Annotated in this window: 9 protein-coding genes and 4 tRNA genes; 7 read left to right on the top strand and 6 right to left on the bottom strand. The window is 69.8% G+C overall.

Annotated elements, in window-relative coordinates; genetic code table 11:
• Window positions 1–23: 23 nt before the first annotated feature.
• The 4 genes from ACIBJB_RS46305 to ACIBJB_RS46290 all read right to left on the bottom strand — a co-directional run bounded on the left by ACIBJB_RS46305 (window position 24) and on the right by ACIBJB_RS46290 (window position 6,675).
• Window positions 24–3,104: an FG-GAP repeat domain-containing protein gene (locus tag ACIBJB_RS46305; protein ID WP_398940178.1), complete on the bottom strand. Its 3,081-nt coding sequence runs from the start codon at window positions 3,102–3,104 to the stop codon at window positions 24–26.
• A 212-nt stretch (window positions 3,105–3,316) separates the two neighbouring features.
• Window positions 3,317–5,488, bottom strand: coding sequence for a DEAD/DEAH box helicase (locus ACIBJB_RS46300; RefSeq protein WP_398940177.1), 2,172 nt, complete (start codon window positions 5,486–5,488; stop codon window positions 3,317–3,319).
• Window positions 5,489–5,721: 233 nt separating this feature from the next.
• Window positions 5,722–6,234, bottom strand: coding sequence for a hypothetical protein (locus ACIBJB_RS46295; RefSeq protein ID WP_398940176.1), 513 nt, complete (start codon window positions 6,232–6,234; stop codon window positions 5,722–5,724).
• 90 nt (window positions 6,235–6,324) lie between these two features.
• A complete protein-coding gene (locus ACIBJB_RS46290; protein ID WP_280858677.1) occupies window positions 6,325–6,675 on the bottom strand; it encodes a metallopeptidase family protein in 351 nt (116 codons plus the stop codon).
• Between the two features lie 85 nt (window positions 6,676–6,760).
• Between ACIBJB_RS46290 and ACIBJB_RS46285 the strand changes: the two genes are divergently transcribed.
• The 7 genes from ACIBJB_RS46285 to ACIBJB_RS46255 all read left to right on the top strand — a co-directional run bounded on the left by ACIBJB_RS46285 (window position 6,761) and on the right by ACIBJB_RS46255 (window position 13,474).
• Window positions 6,761–8,356 (top strand): metallophosphoesterase, encoded by a 1,596-nt coding sequence (locus tag ACIBJB_RS46285; protein WP_398940175.1) that lies wholly within the window; start codon window positions 6,761–6,763, stop codon window positions 8,354–8,356.
• Between the two features lie 80 nt (window positions 8,357–8,436).
• A tRNA-Glu gene (locus ACIBJB_RS46280) sits at window positions 8,437–8,509 on the top strand.
• 38 nt (window positions 8,510–8,547) lie between these two features.
• Window positions 8,548–8,622: transfer RNA gene (locus tag ACIBJB_RS46275), tRNA-Asp, on the top strand.
• A gap of 24 nt (window positions 8,623–8,646) precedes the next feature.
• Window positions 8,647–8,720 (top strand) — tRNA-Phe (locus ACIBJB_RS46270).
• 115 nt (window positions 8,721–8,835) lie between these two features.
• Window positions 8,836–12,795 carry an ATP-dependent RNA helicase HrpA gene (gene hrpA / locus ACIBJB_RS46265; protein WP_398940174.1) on the top strand — a complete coding sequence of 1,320 codons (3,960 nt, stop codon included), beginning with the start codon at window positions 8,836–8,838 and terminating at the stop codon, window positions 12,793–12,795.
• Between the two features lie 94 nt (window positions 12,796–12,889).
• Window positions 12,890–12,964 (top strand) — tRNA-Asp (locus ACIBJB_RS46260).
• 309 nt (window positions 12,965–13,273) lie between these two features.
• Window positions 13,274–13,474 (top strand): DUF6274 family protein, encoded by a 201-nt coding sequence (locus ACIBJB_RS46255; protein WP_398940173.1) that lies wholly within the window; start codon window positions 13,274–13,276, stop codon window positions 13,472–13,474.
• 442 nt (window positions 13,475–13,916) lie between these two features.
• Here ACIBJB_RS46255 and bldC read toward each other — a convergent pair whose 3' ends face one another.
• Together bldC and ACIBJB_RS46245 are read right to left on the bottom strand one after the other, a co-directional pair.
• Window positions 13,917–14,123, bottom strand: a complete 207-nt coding sequence (bldC, locus tag ACIBJB_RS46250) for a developmental transcriptional regulator BldC (RefSeq protein ID WP_003949541.1) — start codon at window positions 14,121–14,123, stop codon at window positions 13,917–13,919.
• A gap of 514 nt (window positions 14,124–14,637) precedes the next feature.
• Window positions 14,638–15,480: a hypothetical protein gene (locus ACIBJB_RS46245; RefSeq protein WP_398940172.1), complete on the bottom strand. Its 843-nt coding sequence runs from the start codon at window positions 15,478–15,480 to the stop codon at window positions 14,638–14,640.
• Window positions 15,481–15,529 lie beyond the last annotated feature (49 nt).

Genomic DNA, 15,529 nt, shown 5'->3' with positions numbered 1-15,529 from the left:
GCGTGACATGCATCACAACTTGGCTAGAAAATGCCCTTGTAGACCTGCCAGCCGCTCGCGATCTTCACCCGAGCCCCGAACGACCCCTTGCCGTTGCCGTCGTTGCGGTACAGATTGCCGCCGCTGTCCCGGGAGACCAGGTCACTCTTCCCGTCCCCGGTGATGTCCCCGACCCCGACCACGGCGTTGTACGACCCGCCCCAGTTCGCGAACAGTTTGGTCCGCGCCGAGAACGTGCCATTGCCCTTGCCGTAGTACCGGTACAGCGTGTTGGCCTTGTCCTGCGCGAGCAGGTCACCGATGCCGTCGCCGTTGAGGTCCCCGGCGCCCACGACCTTCTTGTACGTCTTCCAGTTGTCGTAGAGCTTCACGCGCGCGGAGAGCTTGCCCGAGCTGGTGCCCTTGTACAGGTAGACCGTCCCGGTGGCGGAATTGCGGGCGATCAGGTCCGGACGGCCGTCCTTGGTGAGGTCACCGGCCGAGGTCAGCACGTCGTACTGGTTCCAGCCGCTGGCCCCCAGCGAGGTGTACGACGTCGACGGCTTCACCGCGGCCCCGCAGCCGGGCTTGTACAGGCGCAGGGCCCCGCTGCTCAGCCGTACGAGCACGTCGTTGCAGCGGTCGCCGCTCAGATCGCCGAACGAGACGAACTTGGCGCTCGTCGGCCAGCCGTTGCCGCTCACCTTCCCCGAGAAGGTGCCCTTGCCCGTGCCCTGCTGGAAGGTCGCCGTGCCCGAGGAGTTGAGGGTGAGCAGGTCGCCGAACCCGTCGTCGCCCGCGTGGTCGTGGCGGACCGGCTCGCCCTTCACCAGCCGGACCGTGCCGCGCACCTGGAGCGGGGCGCCGACGCCGTCCGCCGGGGTGACGGTCAGGGTCCAGTCGTAGGAACCGTTCGGCACGAACGCGTCACCGGTCCTCGTGGGGTCGGGGTCCAGACCGAACCAACCGACGTTCAGCTCGCCGCGCGCCGCCGTGCCCTGCCGGCCATCGGTGTAGACCTTGCCGGTCGCGCGGTTGCGGACGGTCAGGTCCCAGCCGGAGGACGGCTTGGACAGCAGCACGGTGGTCAGGGTGTCGGGGATCGTGTCGAACTCACGTGCCTTGACGGTGGACGCGCTCGTCGCCGGGGCGAGCAGCCGCAGCGGCTGCTGTGCCACGCCGGAGGGCACGAGGTGGACCTGCTCGCCGGCATCCACATAGGCCGCGTTGGCGCCCGCCTCGTCGACGGTCCAGCGCACGTCACGCTGCGAGACCCCGGTGCCCGGCATATCGCCGATCACCCGGCTCGCGGGCGTCCCACCGGCGACCGTGGTGAGCGTCAGCTTCCCGGCCTGCTCGTCGTGCGTGACGACGTACCCGTCACCGAGCTTGGCCTCGCCCGTCGGCACGGACACGGACTGCTTCGCCGTACGGTCGTAGACGCCGGCCTTGCCGTCACACGTCCAGTACAGATAGCGGCCCAGCGCCTGGAGTTCGGTCGGCGTGCATCCCGCGTCGGTCGTCAGGGTCTCGGTCGTCTTCTTCGCCGTCAGGTCGTACGCGGTGACGGCGCCCGGGGTGGTGCCCGGGGTCCACAGCACGTCGCCGGAGAGGGCCGCGGCGCCGGGGGCGCGGGTGACGACCGGAGCGCCGTCGTCGTCGAGCCGGAGGACGTACTGCGTGGTGGGCGACGTGAAGAGGAGGTAACGGCCCGAGACATCGGTGACCCGCCCGCCCGTGGGAAGGCCGGTGCGCTCCCAGACACCGTCGTCGCCGGGGCCGTGGACGCTGATCCGGTCGGAGGTCCCGTCGCGCGAGAGCCAGACGATACGGCCGTCCGCGGTGCCGTTGACCTGGCCGCAGGCCACGTCCGTGTCCGTGCAGACGGGATGGACCACATCGGTGGTGAAGTTGCCGCGCTCACCGAAGGCGGGGGTCCCGGACGCGGCCACGGTCCGCACCCAGTCGGCACGCGTCGGCTCCCGGGGGTAGTCCATACCGACGAGCCGCCCCTGCTCCAGGGACAGCCCCTGGATCGGCCGCGGCGGCTTGGGCAGGGGCTTGACCAGGGTGACGACGGGCGGACCGCCGTCCGCGCCCGGGGTGAGGCGCTGGATGGCCTGCTCACCGGTGCCGCTGCCGATCTTCACGGCGGTGCCGTCGTGGCCGGCCGCGATCCCGTTCTGCGAGGTCCGCAGCAGGGTCACCGGCGCACCGCCGGCCAGGGGCTGCGCGGTAGTCGAATTGACCCCGTTGACCAGCCAGTCACCGACCACGGCGAGGTTGTAGGTGGCGTTCGCCCCGTCGCTGACGCCGGCGAGCCTGAGCTCCACGGGGGCGGCCGACAGGTCCCGCGGCAGCACCAGAACCGTGGCCTTGTCGAGGGCGTGGACGACGACGTGGCCGCCGCCCACGCTCACCCTGCGGTACGAAACGGGGAGCGGGCCGCTCCAGCCCCGCACCTCACCGGTCGCGCGGTCCACCGCGGCCAGCCCTGTCTCCCCGGCCACCGAGGCACGGAAGTACAGCATCCCGGAATCCGCACCGAGGGCCCACCCGAGCACGAGACCGGCCGGTCCACCCGTGACGGTCAGATCGGCGGTGGCCCCGTCCGGTCCCGGCGTCAGGAGGTGCATCTGCCGGGTGGACGTGCCGTCCTCGGCGGTCACGATCCGGAAGCCGATCGTGAGATTGTCGTACGACGTGTCGTAGCCGAGTCCGTCCGGGATCCGCAGGCTGCGGCTGGTGCCGTCCCTCGCGTCCCAGAAGTCGACGCGGTCCGCGGACTGGTACGCCAGGACGTCGGTGCCGGTCGTCCCGAGGGCCGTGCCCGCGGGCGCCTCCGGAACGACCACCGACTCGCCGTCGGTGTAACGCGTCCACAGCAGTCCGCCGCGGCCCTCCATCGTGTGGAAGACACCCTGCGCACCGGCGGCGTCATGACCATTGCCGGTCGACGGCGACTTGAGCGCCGCCGAGAGACCGTAGTCCCGGAGCGCTGCCGGCACCACCGTCTCCTGCGGCACGTCCGCGACGGCCGTCGACGGCAGCAGCGGGCTCAGACCGGCCGCCAGTACGGCGGAAGCGGCGACGAGACGTAGACGTACGGCGGCATGACGAGCCAAGGAAGACCCCCTGAGAAGGAGACGGACGGCCCACCGGCGTGCGGTGTCCCTGGCCCCCCGGCCATCACGCCCGTCTCATAAGTGGGCTGATCTTACCTTCTCCTCACCTTCACGGAGAGCCCTTTCTGTCGGGGCACACGGGGTGACACGACAAACGCCGTGGCCCCCCGTCGGATACGACGGGGGGCCACGGCGTTCACTTCTCAGAGGCGTCAGCCGTTGCGCTTCCAGCGCGGCTTGTCGTCGCGGCGGCCGAAGGAACCGGTGCCGGTGCCGGTGCCGGTGCCGCGGTGGTCGTCACGACGTCCGGAGGGGCGGTCGTGGCCACCGGAGCGGAAGCCGCCGCCGGTGGGGCGGTCGCCCTGACGGTCGCGGTTGAAGGGACGGTCGCTGCCCCGGTGGGTGGACGGACGCTCGTCACGGCGGTCGCGGCTGAAGCCACCCGTGGGACGGTCGTCGCGGCGGAAGCCGCCCGAGGGACGCTCGTCACGACGGTCACGGTTGAACCCACCACCGCTGGGGCGGTCGTCACGACGGTCACGGTTGAAACCGCCCGTGGGACGGTCGTCGCGGCGGAAGCCGCCCGAGGGACGCTCGTCACGACGGTCACGGTTGAACCCACCACCACTGGGGCGGTCGTCACGACGGTCACGGTTGAAACCGCCACCCGAGGGACGGTCGTCACGACGCTCGAAGGAACGGCCACCACGGTCGTCCCGACGGTCGTCACGGCGGAACCCGCCCCGCTCGCCGTCACGGCGGTCGCGGTTGAAGCCACCCGAGGAGCGGTCGTCACGACGCTCGAAGGAACGGCCACCACGGTCGTCACGACGCTCGTAGTTGCCCCGCTCGTCACGGCGCTGACGCGGCTGCTCGTACGCGGGACGCTCGGCGGCCTGCGCGGCGACAGCGGCCTCGGCCACCGCCGCCTCCACGGCCTCGGCCACCACGGCCTGCGCCTCGGCGACCGCCGTCTCCGGGTCCTCACCGCGCTCGCGGGCGGCCCGGGCGACCAGGCGGTCGGCCTCCTCGCGCAGCTCGGTCGCGCGCCGCTGCGCCCGCTCCAGCTGCCTGGTGAGGTCGGCGACCTCGCGCTCGGCCTGCTGAGCCGCGTTGGCCGCGGACTCGGACTGGACCTCGGTCATCGAACGGGCGCCGGTGATCTCGGCGACCTCGGGCTCGAAGGCCGTACCGGAGTTGATGATGTGACGCCCGGCGTCGACGCCCGCGTCCTCCATCTGCCGGAAGATCTGCCGGCGCTGATGCGGCAGGGACAGGGATACGACCGTGCCGGTGCGGCCCGCGCGAGCGGTACGCCCGGCGCGGTGCAGGTAGTCCTTGTGGTCACCGGCGGGGTCGACGTTCAGGACCAGGTCGATGCCGTCGACGTGGATGCCACGGGCGGCGACGTCGGTCGCGACGAGCGCGTTGACGTAGCCCTTCTTGAAGTCCTCCAGCACCCGGGTGCGCGCGCCCTGCGTCATACCGCCGTGCAGCGCGTCGGCCTTCACACCGGAGTCGCACAGCTGCTCGGCGATGCGGTCGGCGCCCAGCTGGGTGCGGACGAAGATGATGGTGCGGCCCTTGCGGGAGGCGATGGCCGCGGTGACCGGCGCCTTGTCCTTGGGCTTCACGATCAGGATGTGGTGCGACATGGTCGTCACGTTGCCCTGGGCGCTGTCGACCTCGTGCGTGACCGGGTTGCTCAGGTAGCGCTTGACCAGCGTGGAGATCTCGTTCTCCATCGTGGCCGAGAACAGCATCCGCTGGCCGCCGGCCGGGACCTGGTCGAGCAGTTCGGTGACCTCGGGCAGGAAGCCCAGGTCGGACATCTGGTCGGCCTCGTCGATGACGGCGACCTCGATGTCCTGCAGGGAGCAGGCGCCGCGGTTGATGAGGTCACGCAGCCGGCCCGGAGTGGCGACGAGCACGTCGACACCGCGCTCCAGGGCGTAGATCTGGTTGCTCATGGACGTACCGCCGCAGACGACCTTCATCTTCAGGCCGAGGACGTCGCCGTAGGGCTGGAGCGCGTCCGCGACCTGCATCGCGAGCTCACGGGTCGGGGTGAGGATGACGGCGCGCGGCTTGTGCTTCTCGGTGCGGCCGCCGGAGAGGCGGGCCAGGGTCGGCAGACCGAAGGAGAGGGTCTTGCCGGAGCCGGTGCGGCCACGGCCGAGGATGTCCTTGCCGGCCAGGGCGTCCGGGATGGTCGCGGCCTGGATCGGGAAGGGGGTGGTCACGCCGTTCTGGGCGAGCTTGCGCACAACGCCCTCGGGGAGACCGAGGCTCGCGAAGGTGACTTCGTCAGTGGTGGCCTCGGTGACGTCCTCGGTGCCCTCGTTCTCGGGCACGACGACGTGATCAGTACTGGAAATGGACATGCGTATGCGAAACCTTCCGGAGTCTCGTCGGCACGCGCCCGTCAACTCCGTGATTCGCAATACGACCGCCTCTATGCGGTCAGCCACGGTAAGGGAGAGAACGCGCCACACGGCGCTCTTCTGCTTTGGCGCCGGGCAAATGATCAAACGATCTATAACCATACGCACCCCCCACCCACGAAGGCAAACCAAGTGCCCTGTATGTATCCGAGGTCACTCGCGGCCCGTCTCCGTCACACCGGCGACCCCGCCGTGGGCGCCGGCTCCCGCTGGCTCAGCTGCGGGCCCGTCTCCGGCTGCGCCGACGACGACGGTTCGGCGGGCGGCGGCGACAGGGTGGGCGACGCGGGCGGCTCGCTGGAGGCCGGCGGCTCCGGATCGGGCGTACGGGTGGGTGCCGGGTCGCTCCTCGTCGCCGACGGCACCGGCTGGGCCGACTTCCCCGGCCTCGCCCCCGCGGAGGCCGACGCACGCGCCGAGGCCGACGCCGACGGGGACGCCGGCTCCTCGCCACCCTTCCCCTTGTGCTTGCCGTGCTTGCCGTCCGGGCCCGCCCCGCCGAGCCCCACGGAACCGCCCGAGCCCGCGGATCCCCCGTCCGGCGCCGCACCGCCCCGCTCACCGGCGGAGTGCGACGGCTTCGCGCCGTCGTCTCCGCCGGTCCCGCCCACGCTCATGCAGCCCGCGGCGGCGGCGACGGCCATGACCGTGGCGGCCAGACGGACGGGTACGTACAAGGGGCGCACGAGCAGCCACCTCCGAGGGCGGTCGTCAAAAAGTCAACCTGCCCAACTCCCGCCGCCCACAAGAGGACACGCGCCCCGTCCGAAACGGACTCAGCCGTAGCCGAGTGCGTGCAGCCGCGCGTCGTCGATCCCGAAGTGATGGGCGATCTCGTGCACGACCGTCACCTCGGTCTCCGCGACGACGTCCTCCCGCGAATCGCACATCCGCAGCGTCGGCCCCCGGTAGATCGTGATGCGGTCCGGCAGCACCCCGGCGTACCACTCGCCCCGGTCGGTCAGCGGAGTGCCCTCGTACAGCCCGAGCAGCTCGGGATCGTCCGTCGGCGGTTCGTCCTCGACGAACACCGCGACGTTGTCCATCAGCCGCGTCAACTCCGGCGGAATCCGGTCCAGGGCCTCGGCGACCAGTTCCTCGAACTCCTCGCGCGTCATCTCCAGCACACGCCCATTCTCCGGTACGACCCATCCGTACGAGAGTCATGAGCACGCCCGCATATCCACGAGCGGACTTGGGCATACGGGACCAATGGCCCGCGTCCCCGCCGCAGTCCTGAACGTCCGGAGCATCCTGAACGCCCTACGCAAGCCCCCGCGAGCCCTCGCCCGCCAGTACGGCAGGCGCCGATCCCACCCGTCCGTCGAGCTCGTCCCCCAGCCGCACCCCTGGACCCGCGCCCTCGGCCTGGTCGCCGTCGTCCTTCTGGGCGCATGGCTCGGTCTGCTAATCGTCGGCAACGTCCGGGTCCCGGTCGGCCCCATGAACACGACGATGACCCTGCGCCCGTCCCTGACCGGCGGCACGAAGATCAACGTGTCCCCGCTCGGCGCGCTCCAGCTGGACAGCCACCAGGCGCCCGTCCGCCTCGACGTCAACGTCGACCAACTCGACCCGGAACGCTCCCAGGCCCTCGTCGACCACCCCGAGCGCCTCTCCGGCCTCCAGGACGAGGTGGCGACGGATGTCGAGCACGGCACCCTCGACCTGGCCGTCCGCTCCGTCGTCGCCGTGGTGTCCGGCGCCACGGCCCTCGGCCTCGCCGTCTACCGCCGCCCGCGCCGGGCCCTCGCGGCCGGCGGCCTCGCCCTGACCCTCCTGGCGGCCTGCGGCGGCACGGCGTACGCCACCTGGAACCCGGAGTCCGTCCTGGAGCCGAAGTTCTCCGGACTGCTCTCCTCCGCCCCGTCCCTGGTCGGCAACGCGCGCAGCATCGTCACCGAATTCGACGTCTACCAGAAGGAGTTGGCCCGCCTGGTGACGAACGTGACGAAGCTCTACGACGTCACGTCCACCCTCCCCGCCTACCAGCCGGACCCCACCACCATCCGGGTCCTGCACGTCTCCGACATCCATCTGAACCCCGCGAGCTGGAAGATCATCGCCTCGCTCGTGGAGCAGTACAAGGTCGACGTGATCGTCGACTCCGGCGACACCATGGACCACGGCACGGCCGCGGAGAACGGCTTCCTGGACCCGATCCCCGACCTCGGCGCGCCCTACGTCTGGGTCCGCGGCAACCACGACTCCCTCACCACCCAGCGCTACATGGAGGGCCTGAAGCGGGTGCACGTCCTGGACAACGGCGAGGCGGAGACGATCGCGGGACTGCGCTTCGCCGGCATGGGGGACCCCCAGTTCACCCCCGACCGCTCCACGAACCCGGGTGCCGACGAGTCCCAGGAGGCCGCGGGCGACCGCCTGGCCGCGGCCCTGCGCGCGCAGCGGGCCGCGGGCACGCCGGTCGACCTCGCGATCGCCCATGAGCCCTCGGCGGCCCGCGAGGTCGACGGCGAGGTCCCGATGATCCTTTCGGGCCACCTCCACCACCAGGAGATGGAGGTCATGAAGAAGGGCACCCGCCTGCGGGTGGAGGGCTCCACCGGCGGCAGCGGGCTACGGGCCGTCGAGGGCAAGTACCCCGACCCCATCGAGGCCTCGATCCTCTACATGGACCGCGACACCCGCCGTCTGCAGGCCTGGGACGAGATCAAACTCGGCGGCCTCGGCCTCACGACGGCGGAGGTCAGCCGCCACCTCCCGGAGGACAACCAGCCGGGAGCGACCCCCTCCCCCACGGGTTCGCGCACGGGTTCCCCGACGGCCTCGCCCACGGGCAGCCCCTAAACGGTTTTGGCGATACCTCCCGGCATCCCATATGCTTCTCACGTCCCCGACGCGCTGCGAAGCGCCCAGGCGGGCCGATAGCCCTCATCGTCTAGCGGCCTAGGACGCCGCCCTTTCAAGGCGGTAGCACGGGTTCGAATCCCGTTGGGGGCACGCATCACCGTGTGCGACACTGTTCGTGCGCAACGCTTGGTCCTGTGGAGCAGTTTGGAGTGCTCGCCACCCTGTCAAGGTGGAGGCCGCGGGTTCAAATCCCGTCAGGACCGCTGAGGTTTCCCCGGAAGCCTCGCGGCTGGGTAGCTCAGTTGGTACGAGCGACCGCCTGAAAAGCGGTAGGTCGCCGGTTCGACCCCGGCCCCAGCCACAGCACAGACCCCGATCCCCGGATCGGGGTCTTGTTGTATGTGCACGTGTCTGTGAACGACCGGGGCCAAAACCGTTCGCCAGTAATTTCCCGGGGATGAGATCCTGGATCGCGTATGTCTACGCACCCTGCCCCCGCCCCCCGTACCCCCGCCTTCGGGGATCTCGCCGCCCGCCTGACCGAGCTGTCCCTGCGCGACGCGCACCGGCTCGGGCGCAGGCTCGAAGGCGCGCGCAGGATCCGCAAGCCGGAGGCGCGGTCCGCCGTGCTGTCCGAGATCGAGGCGGAGGTCGGCAAGGGCGAGGAGCGCGTGCGTGCGCGCAGTGCGCGCGTGCCCGCCGTGTCCTATCCCGAGCAGCTCCCGGTCAGCCAGAAGAAGGACGACATCGCGGCCGCCATCCGCGATCACCAGGTCGTGATCGTCGCCGGTGAGACGGGCTCCGGCAAGACCACCCAGATCCCGAAGATCTGCCTTGAGCTCGGCCGGGGCGTGAAGGGCATGATCGGGCACACCCAGCCCCGTCGTATCGCCGCCCGTACGGTCGCCGAGCGGGTCGCCGAGGAACTGGACACCCCGCTCGGCGAGGCCGTCGGCTGGAAGGTGCGGTTCACCGACCAGGTGAACCAGGACGCGACCTTCGTGAAGCTGATGACGGACGGCATCCTGCTCGCCGAGATCCAGACCGACCGCGAGCTGCGCGCCTACGACACGATCATCATCGACGAGGCCCACGAGCGGTCCCTCAACATCGACTTCCTGCTCGGGTATCTGGCCCAGCTGCTGCCGAAGCGCCCCGACCTCAAGGTCGTGATCACCTCGGCGACCATCGACCCCGAGCGGTTCTCGCGGCACTTCGGGGATGCGCCGATCGTAGAGGTGAGCGGGCGGACGTATCCCGTGGAAGTCCGCTACCGCCCCCTCCTGGAAGATGACTCCGACGACTCCGACCGCGACCAGATCACCGCGATCTGCGACGCCGTGGAGGAGCTCCAGGGCGAGGGCAAGGGCGACATCCTCGTCTTCCTCTCGGGCGAGAGGGAGATCCGCGACACCGCGGACGCGCTGACGAAGAAGAACTACCGGTTCACCGAGGTCCTGCCCCTCTACGCCCGGCTCTCGCACGCCGAGCAGCACCGCGTCTTCCAGCAGCACACCGGGCGCAGGATCGTTCTGGCGACCAACGTCGCGGAGACCTCCCTCACCGTCCCGGGCATCAAGTACGTGATCGACCCCGGTTTCGCCCGGATCAGCCGTTACAGCCACCGCACCAAGGTCCAGCGGCTGCCCATCGAGCCGGTCTCGCAGGCCAGCGCCAACCAGCGCAAGGGCCGCTGCGGCCGTACGTCGGACGGCATCTGCATCCGGCTGTACAGCGAAGAGGACTTCAACGGCAGGCCGGAGTTCACGGACGCCGAGATCCTGCGGACGAACCTCGCCTCCGTCATCCTCCAGATGACCGCGGCCGGCCTCGGCGACATCGAGAAGTTCCCGTTCATCGACCCGCCGGACCACCGCAACATCCGCGACGGCGTCCAACTCCTGCAGGAACTGGGCGCGTTGGACCCGGCGCAGAAGGACGCCCGCAAGCGGCTGACCGACACCGGCCGCAAGCTCGCCCAGCTGCCCGTCGACCCGCGCCTGGCCCGTATGGTCCTGGAGGCCGACAAGAACGGCTGTGTCCGCGAGGTCATGGTCATAGCCGCCGCGCTCTCCATCCAGGACCCGCGCGAGCGCCCGGCCGACAAGCAGACCCAGGCCGACCAGCAGCACGCCCGCTTCAAGGACGAGACCAGCGACTTCCTCGCCTACCTCAACCTGTGGCGCTATGTCCGCGAGCAGCAGAAGGAGCGCGGCTCGTCGTCCTTCCGCCGGATGTGCAAGCAGGAGTACCTGAACTTCCTGCGCATCCGCGAGTGGCAGGACATCTACTCCCAGCTGCGCACGGTCGCCAAGCAGATGGGCATCCATCTGAACGAGGACGACGCCCCCGACCAGAGCGTCCACGTCTCCCTCCTCGCCGGTCTGCTCTCGCACATCGGCATGAAGGACGTGAAGGACGGCAACAAGAACGAGTATCTCGGCGCCCGGAGCGCCAAGTTCGCGATCTTCCCGGGCTCGGCGCTCTTCAAGAAGCAGCCGCGGTTCGTCATGTCGGCGGAGCTGGTGGAGACCTCGCGCCTGTGGGCGCGCGTCAACGCGAAGATCGAGCCGGAGTGGGTCGAGCCGCTCGCCGAGCACCTGTTGAAGCGGACGTACTCCGAACCGCACTGGGAGAAGGACCAGGCCGCGGTGATGGCGTACGAGAAGGTCACGCTGTACGGCGTGCCGATCGTGGCCCAGCGGAAGGTGAACTACGGCCGTATCGACCCGGAGTCGAGCCGTGAGCTCTTCATCCGCAACGCCCTCGTGGAGGGTGACTGGCGTACGCATCACAAGTTCTTCGCCGACAACCGCAGACTCCTCAGCGAGGTCGAGGAGTTGGAGCACCGGGCGCGGCGCCGGGACATCGTGGTCGACGACGACACGCTGTTCGACTTCTACGACCAGCGGGTGCCCGAACACGTGGTGTCCGGGGCGCACTTCGACTCGTGGTGGAAGCACAAGCGGCACGAGCAGCCGGAGTTCCTGGACTTCGAGCGGGAGATGCTCATCCGGGAGTCGGCGGAGGCGGTCACGAAGGCCGACTATCCCGACACCTGGCGGCAGGGGCCTCTGAAGTTCCGGGTGACGTACCAGTTCGAGCCGGGCGCGGACGCGGACGGTGTGACGGTCCACATCCCGCTCCAGGTCCTGAACCAGGTGACGGACGACGGCTTCGACTGGCAGATCCCGGGTCTGCGGGAGGAGTTGGTGACGGAGCTGATCCGTTCCCTGCCCAAGCCGATCCGCCGCAACTACGTACCGGCGCCGAACTTCGCGCGGCGCTTCCTGGATACGGCCGTCCCCCTCCAGGAGCCTTTGACGGTCACGATGGCCCGCGAGCTGAAGCGCATGGTCGGCGTGCCGTTCGACGCGGAGGACTTCGACTGGACGCGGGTCCCGGAGCATCTGCGGATCACCTTCCGGATCGTCGACGAGCGGCGCCGGAATCTGGCCGAGGACAAGGACCTGGAGGCGTTGCGGCAAAAGCTCCGGCCGAAGGCGCGCCAGGCCCTGTCGCAGGCGGCGGCCGCGACCGCGTCCCGCGAGGGCGGCGAGTCCCTGGAGCGCAAGGGCCTGACGGACTGGACGATCGGCACGCTCACGCGCGTCTTCGAGACCCGCCGGGCGGGACAGCCGGTGAAGGCGTACCCGGCGCTGGTGGACGACGGTGACACCGTCTCGGTCCGGCTCTTCGACACGGAGGCGGAGCAGGCCGAGGCGATGTGGAAGGGCACGCGGCGGCTGATCGTGCGCAACATCCCGGTCAGCCCGGCGAAGTTCGCGTCCGAGAAGCTGACGAACCCCCAGAAGCTCGCCCTGTCGTCGAATCCGCACGGCTCGATCCAGGCGCTGTTCGACGACTGCGCGACCGCTGCCGCGGACAAGCTGATCGGGGACTTCGGAGGGCCGGCGTGGGACGAGGAGTCGTACCGGAAGCTGTACGACAAGGTGCGCGCCGAGATCGTCGACACCACGGTCCGTACGGTCGGTCAGGTGCAGCAGGTGCTCGCCGCCTGGCAGGCCTGTGAGCGGCGCCTGAAGGCCGTACGGAGCCCGGCGCTGCTGGCGAACCTGGCGGACGTACGGGCGCAGCTGGACGCGCTGGTGAAGCCGGGGTTCGTTACGGCGACGGGGCTGCGCCGGCTGCCCGACCTGATGCGCTACCTGGTCGCGGCGGACCGCCGCCTCCAGCAGATGCCGACGAACGTCCAGCGGGACACGACCCGTATGGAGAAGGTCCACGAGATGCAGGACGAGTACGCCTGGCTCCTGGAGCAGCTTCCGCAGGGCCGGCCCGTGCCCCAGCAGGTTCTGGACGTCCGCTGGATGATCGAGGAGCTGCGGGTCAGCTATTTCGCCCACGCGCTCGGCACGGCGTACCCGATCTCCGACAAGCGGATCGTGAAGACGATCGACACGCTGGCACCGTGACGGCACCCGCACACAGGGTGAGTTCGACCAGGACCTCCCTGCTCCTGTACAGTCCTTCTCGCAGCGCAACGCAGCAGTAAGCGCCGCGAAACCTGGTCCTGTGGAGCAGTTTGGAGTGCTCGCCACCCTGTCAAGGTGGAGGCCGCGGGTTCAAATCCCGTCAGGACCGCAAGTGGAAGTCAGGCCCGCAACCCGGAAACGGGGAGCGGGTCTTCTTCGTGTGTGTACGCCCGGCCCAGGCAATCCCAGACCGTCCGGCGTTTCAGGCCGATACGCCGGTTCAGGCAATCTCAGCCCGTCCGGCGTTTGAGGACGAGGCCTTTCAGGCCGAAGCCGGGGGCTGGGGGCGGCAGCCCCCAGGGCGGTCACTTCGGCGCCCCGTGAGGGCCTGGCGGCGTCCACGCCATCTTGACGGCGCCGCGTCGCACCGGTACCCAGAAACCAGGCCCCCGTTCCCAGCGGAGCCCGGAGGTGGCGTATGGCGGCAACGGCCAGGCACGAGACGCGCGCGCTGCTGCGCGCACACCTGGCGGCCGCGACGTCGTACCGGCATCTGACCCGCCACTGCCCCATCTGCCACCGCCTGTTGCGACTGGCGATGGACTCCGCTCCACGGACCGTCACGGCCCGGGACGACGCCGTCGAGGCCGTCGAGGACGAAAGCCCCTCCCCGGCGTGACCGTCGAGGGAGCCCAACCCCCGCCCCGCCGACGGGAGTCCGGGACGCATGCCTCCTTTAGCGCAGGGGAGCCGGAGGCAACAAGGACTCTGGCATGTGACGGGAGTCACTGCATGAGTTTTTGAAACCGTGGAACTTACCCCTCCCCTACAACAGGTCAATTTAATATGTGCAATTGCACTCCTGTTCGCACGCCTGCCAGGGGCCCCCTCACAGGAGACCCGACACCCCTCCCCAGACTCCGACAAGCCCGCCCACAGGGCTGCCGACCGCGCACCTTCCACACACAAAAAAGATCGCGCTGGACTCGGCGGAGTCCAGCGCGATCGACGACGAGGTGGAGAATGGGCCCTGTTGGGGCAGGACCCGCGTCGCTTGGAGCCAGGGTTCGGGCGGCGCGGCCAACTGGGGGGCCAGCCGGTTTGCCCGGTTATTCAGTTGTTCAGGCCTCGCTGCGCTGCTGCGGGATGCCCGCGAGCAGAGCGCGGACCTCGGCCTCGCGGTAACGGCGGTGCCCGCCGAGCGTACGAATCGAAGTGAGCTTGCCGGCCTTCGCCCACCGCGTGACCGTCTTCGGGTCCACGCGGAACATCGTGGCGACCTCAGCCGGGGTCAGCAGCGGCTCGGCGTCAGGGGTGCGAGCGGTCATGAGCGGCCTCCTCGGGAGAACCGATCGTTCTCGGTTCTTTCCTCTAAATTCTGCACCTTGACCCGCGTTGCCCGAAATGGCGGATGCGGGTCGAGTCGGTTATAGGACGAACGGCTTGTCCTCGGCACTACAACTACACCATCCGTCCAGCCGCGTCGGCCAAACCGATGGAATTGCCCCCCAGGTGTTCATCGGCGACGGAAGCCGATGGACCATGCCATAGCGGACAGTCACGCCACTGTGACGATCAGTCACAGAGCGATCAGGAGTCACCAGACCCCCCAAAGCGGAACCTCCCCCGGGCCCCTTGTCCTATTTTGGCATGAGGAGGGGCAAGAGACGCAAGAGCCGGGTACGTGCCGTCCGTCACGCTTGACACTCCGTGAGGTGTACGCCCGGATCGGGAACCTACGTCCCTTGTCGGTGAGACTTCAGGGGAAGCTGACACCTTGAGCGAGGACGAAACCCCAAAACGGGCGTCAGGTCAAACGCCAGTTCGTGACATGGCGCACATTCAGTTCGCCGAGCGCCGGTCCCTGATGCCCCGCCAGCGCTCCACGAGCCGCCCGTAGGCCTCGCCCGCCGCGGCCCCGTCGCCGTGCCTGAGCGCCTCGATGCCCTCGGCCACGTCCGCCGCCGAGTGGTCGTCCTCCAGCTCGCCGGGCGGCAGCACATGCACCAGACCGCCGTAGTCGAGCTCGACCAGCGAGCGCGGGTGGAACTCCTCCAGCCAGCGCCCCACGTCGATCAGACCGTCGATGAGCGGCCCCTCGTCGATGGCGTCCTTCAAGGCCCTCAGAGCCCGCGCCACGCGCCGCCGGGCCTGCACCATGGGTGTGCGGTAGCGCAGCATCGGCGGGATGTCGCCGGAACCCTTGTCGAAGCGCCGCTCCTCGTCGGAGACGAGCACGAACCAGTTCAGCGGCACCTGCCAGGTCGCGGTGCGGATCCAGGGCCGGGCGTCCGGGTTCCGGGCGAGCCAGCGCTCGTAGTCCTGGGCGGTCTGGCGGCGTACGACCTCGGGCAGCACCGCGTCCAGGACCGGCCCCGGCAGCTCCTCCCCGAGCTCCTCCAGGGCCAGCCAGCCGCGCAGCCGGGTGCGCCACGGGCACACGCACACCACGCCGTCCACGTCGAGCACGAAGGCGTCGCTGCTCTCGTGCACCGGCACCGGGACCGGCGGGGTCGGCAGCAGGTCGGCCAGGGAGCGACGCAGTTCGTCCTGGTACGACGGACGGTCCGGGCGGCGGGCGTACCGGGCCCAGTGACTGCGCTCGGGTTCGGGGAAGGCGGCCAGCGGTTCGTACACGCGCAGATAGGTCGCGTACGGGACGATCACCGAGGACACCTTGGGCACGCCTGCTCTCTCCCCCGCCGCCTGCCGGGAAAACCTGCGAAACCCGCAC

Source organism: Streptomyces sp. NPDC050759 (genome assembly GCF_044456945.1).
In the GTDB taxonomy this organism is placed as follows: Bacteria; Actinomycetota; Actinomycetes; order Streptomycetales; family Streptomycetaceae; genus Streptomyces.
Note: the sequence above shows the minus strand (reverse complement) of the source record. Positions and strands in the feature narration are given on the sequence as shown.